The 4,000-nt window shown below is 71.2% G+C and carries 2 protein-coding genes; both read left to right on the forward strand.

Annotation, left to right across the window (positions count from 1 at the left end; genetic code table 11):
* Position 1: 1 nt before the first annotated feature.
* A complete protein-coding gene (locus D7X55_RS37040; protein ID WP_121725494.1) occupies positions 2-1,612 on the forward strand; it encodes an adenylate/guanylate cyclase domain-containing protein in 1,611 nt (536 codons plus the stop codon).
* 17 nt (positions 1,613-1,629) lie between these two features.
* A complete protein-coding gene (locus D7X55_RS37045; protein WP_121725495.1) occupies positions 1,630-3,951 on the forward strand; it encodes a serine/threonine-protein kinase in 2,322 nt (773 codons plus the stop codon).
* Positions 3,952-4,000 lie beyond the last annotated feature (49 nt).

Below are 4,000 nucleotides of genomic sequence, written 5' to 3' on the forward strand. Positions count from 1 at the left end.
CCTGACGGGGCGGTTCGCGGACGGGACGTTGGGGGAGTTTCCCCTGGGCCCCACCACGTCGCTCGGCCGCCACCCGTCCAACACGCTGCGGCTGGTGGACCGGGAGGTCTCCAAGGAGCACGCCACCATCGAAAAGGTGGGGCGTGACTTCGTGCTGCGCGACCTGAACTCGTCCAACGGCACCTTCGTCAACGGGCGCCGGGTGTCGGGGGAGATGCGGCTGAAGGACGGGGATGAGATTGCCCTGGGCTCCTCGCGGCTCGTCTTCCACAGCGGCGAGGCGCAAGCGGGCGGCAACAACCCGCCCACGCTGCCGGGCGTGACGGTGGTGGCCAACGCCGTCTCCATGCCGGCCTTCCTGGCGCAGATGGACCAGGTGCCGCAGAACTTCCGCCCGGCGGACCAGGTGACGGACGTCGCCGCCCTGCGCCGGGACTACGAGAAGCTGCGCATCGTCCACGAGTTCCACCGGCAGGTGAGCCTCAAGGGCACCCAGGACGACCTGTTCGAACAGATTCTCAAGGTGGCCTTCGAGCTGCTCGCGGCCGACCACGGCGTCATCCTGAAGGTGGGCCCGCAGGGGGAGTTCATCCCGGCCGCGGTGCACCACCGGCAGGGCAAGCAGGTGAACGTCATGCTGTCGGACACCGTGCTCAAGCGCGTGGTGGAGACGGGCAAGGCGGTGCTCACGGCGGACGCCATCATCGACGAGCGCTTCTCCGCCGCGGAGAGCATCGTGGCGCAGGGCATCCGCTCGGCCATGGCCGTGCCGCTGCTGGTCAACGGCGATATCATGGCGGTGCTGTTCCTGGACAGCCGCCAGCAGATCAACGCCTTCTCGGAGAAGGACCTGACCATCCTGTCAGGCATCGCCGCGCAGGCGGGCATCGCGCTGGAGAACGCGGCCCTGGCGGAGCAGATCCGGAATGAAGCCGTGACGCGCGCGGAGCTGTCGCGCTTCCTGTCCAAGGCGGTGGCGGACGCGGTGATCAACGGCGGCACGGAGGACCTGCGCCAGAGCCGGCTCGCGGAGGTGAGCTGCCTGTTCGCGGACATCCGTGGCTTCACCACCCTGGCGGAGAGCGACTCGCCGCAGGAGGTGGTGTCCATGCTCAACAGCTTCTTCACCGCCATGGCGGACGTGGTGTTCCGCTACGAGGGCAACCTGGACAAGTTCATCGGGGACTGCGTGATGGCGGTGTGGGGTCCGCCGTCGTCGCACCCGGATGATCCGGCCCGCGCCCTGCGCGCCGCGCTGGAGATGCAGGACGCCGTCACGGAGCTCAACCGGCAGCGCGTGCTGGACGGCAAGAAGCCCATTGAAGTGGGCATTGGCGTCAACACCGGCCAGGCCGTCGTGGGCTACATGGGCAGCGCGGAGCGGCACGAGTTCACCGCCATCGGCGACACCGTGAATACGGCGTCGCGGCTGTGCGGCATCGCCAAGAGCGGCGAGGTGCTGGCGTCGGAGGCCACGGTGCGCAAGTCCGGACCGGGCTTCGACGTGGAGGAGCTGCCGGTGCTGCAGGTGAAGGGCAAGGAGAAGGGCGTGCAGACCTTCCGCGTCCACGGCGCGGAGCTGACCACTTCCACCTCCCGCAAGGTGCGCTGACGGTGCGCCCCCCGGCCATGACGACCACCCAGTCGTGCCCCAACTGCGGCACGGTGCACGACACCCGGGTGTACGTGAGCGGCCAGAAGGCCACGTGCCGCTGCGGCATCCGGTTCGAGGTGCGGCGCGCGGACGTGTCCGGCATCCACCGCCCGTCCGAGCCGTCGGGCGTGCGCCCGGCCAACAGGGCCGAGGACGAAGCAGGCATCGCGGTGACGTTCACGCCGCGCGCGGCGGAAGATCCGCAAGACTTGGCGTCACCTCCGTCTGCTCCGGGTGTTGGAGCGGTCAGGGTGGACGCGGTGGGGCAGGAGATCAGGGCCGGCTCCGTCCCAGGGGGCATCGAGATGAGCATCCCGCGACCGGATGGCGTGGGGAAGGCGAGTGAGAGCGACGCTCCCGCGGGGGTGGTTCCGGCCGCCGCGGGGGGCCTCGACGCGCCTTCAGCCGGAGTGGCAGTGCCCGAGGCGGACCCGGGGGCCGCGGAGCTCGTCGCGGCCACGCTGGTGCGCTCGGGGGCGCCGGGCGTGAAGGCCCCGCGCCCGCCGGTGAACACGGCCATCCGCGAGATCGAGAACGCGGAGACGATGCTCACGGGCGCGAAGCCCGAGCTGCCCGGCCTGGAGCTGCTGGAGATCCTGGGGCGCGGCGGCATGGGCGAGGTGTGGCTTGCCCGCCAGCGCTCCCTGGGCCGCACGGTGGCGGTGAAGGTGCTGCCGCCCCGGCTGGCGAAGGACGAGGAGTTCGTGTCGCGCTTCGACAAGGAGGCGACCGCGCTCGCGTCCTTGAGCCACCCGAACATCGTGCAGATCATCGACCGGGGTGTGGCGGGCGAGCACTACTACTTCGTCATGGAGTACGTGGAGGGCCAGTCGCTGCGCCACGCGCTGAGCGGCCGGGAGCCCATCACACCCGCGCAGGCGCTGAAGGTGCTGCTCCAGGTGGCGCGCGCCGTGGAGTGCGCGCACGCCAAGAACATCATCCACCGCGACCTGAAGCCGGAGAACATCCTGCTGGACGGGCGGCTGCACGCGAAGGTGGCGGACTTTGGCCTGGCGGGCATCCGCGAGCCGGACTCGGAGAAGCAGCTCACCGCGACGGCGGTGGCCATGGGCACGCTCAACTACATGGCCCCGGAGCAGCGCCGGGACGCGAAGAACGTGGACGGCCGGGCGGACCTCTTCTCCCTGGGCGTGATGATGTACGAGTCGCTCACGGGCGAGCTTCCCGTGGGCCGCTTCAAGCTCCCGTCCGAGCGCGTGCGCGGCCTGGACCCGCGCCTGGACCCCGTGGTGGAGAAGCTGCTGGAGACGGACCGCGAGGCCCGCTACGCCACCGCCACGGAGGTGTGCGAGGCGCTGGAGGGGCTGGTGTCCGCCACGTCGTCGCCGCACGTGGCGCCCGCGTCGGCGCTGGCGCGCGCGCAGCCGTCGCACGTGGCCCCCATGAAGGCCATCACGGCCCCGGAGGCCGCCGTGCTGGAGGCGCTGCACGCCGGCTGGGGCCGCGTGCGCACGGGCCTGTCCATCGTGGGCGGCCTGGCCGTGCTGGGCTTCGCGGTGCGCGCCTTCGTGGGCTTCGGAGGGCTGACCGTCGTGCCGCCGCCTCCGCCCGCCCCGGTGCACTTCCCGGCCAACACGGAGGGGGAGGTGTTCGCCGGCCTGAAGCTCACGCCCCCCGCGCCCGGGTCGGAGGACGCCACGCTGGAGCTGGGCTTCGAGCCGGGCGAGGAGGAGATCAACGTCCACAGCGGCACCTGGACCATGGACCAGGGCGAGCTGCGCGCGGTGCAGGCCGGCCGCGAGGCGGACGGCAACAAGCTGGTGCCGCGCGCGTACCTGGCGCACCGCTACTTCACGAGCGACGACTTCACGGCCGAAGTGCTGATGGACGTGAAGCCGCTGGGCAAGGAGTGGTCGGTGGAGGAGGACGGCCAGCACTTCGGCGAGCTGGCGTTCCGCATCCGCGACGTGCAGGTGTCCGTCTTCGCCATCCCCGACGCGGGCATGCGCCTGTCGTGGCGCTACTTCTCCCCGGACGACGGGCACGAGGTGGTGGGCAACAGCGCGGAGGACACCAAGAACCTGGTCCAGGACGAGATGCCGGTGCCCAAGCACGGTCCCTTCCTGGTGCGGCTCCAGTTGCGCAAGCAGAAGAGCGGCGTGCGCGTGGACGCGTTCCTCAACAAGAAGCTCTTCGCCTCCAAGGTCCTGCCGGGCTTCGACGGCCGCGTGGGCAAGCTGGCCCTGGGCTGCCGCAACCTCCAGTGCACCTTCGATGACCTGAAGGTCGTGGGGCCACTGCAGGAGCGCCCCGCGCGCCGCAGCCCGCCGGAGTAGTCCGCCGCTGCTCCGGCCCGGGGGCGGGGCTTGCCGCTCCGTCCGAGCG

This window comes from Corallococcus sp. AB049A (genome assembly GCF_003668885.1).
In the GTDB taxonomy this organism is placed as follows: Bacteria; Myxococcota; Myxococcia; order Myxococcales; family Myxococcaceae; genus Corallococcus; species Corallococcus interemptor.

Excerpts from the sequence above, each read along its gene's own strand:
- D7X55_RS37045 (WP_121725495.1), top strand. The coding sequence starts at position 1,630 with ATGACGACCACCCAGTCGTGCCCCAACTGCGGCACGGTGCACGACACC.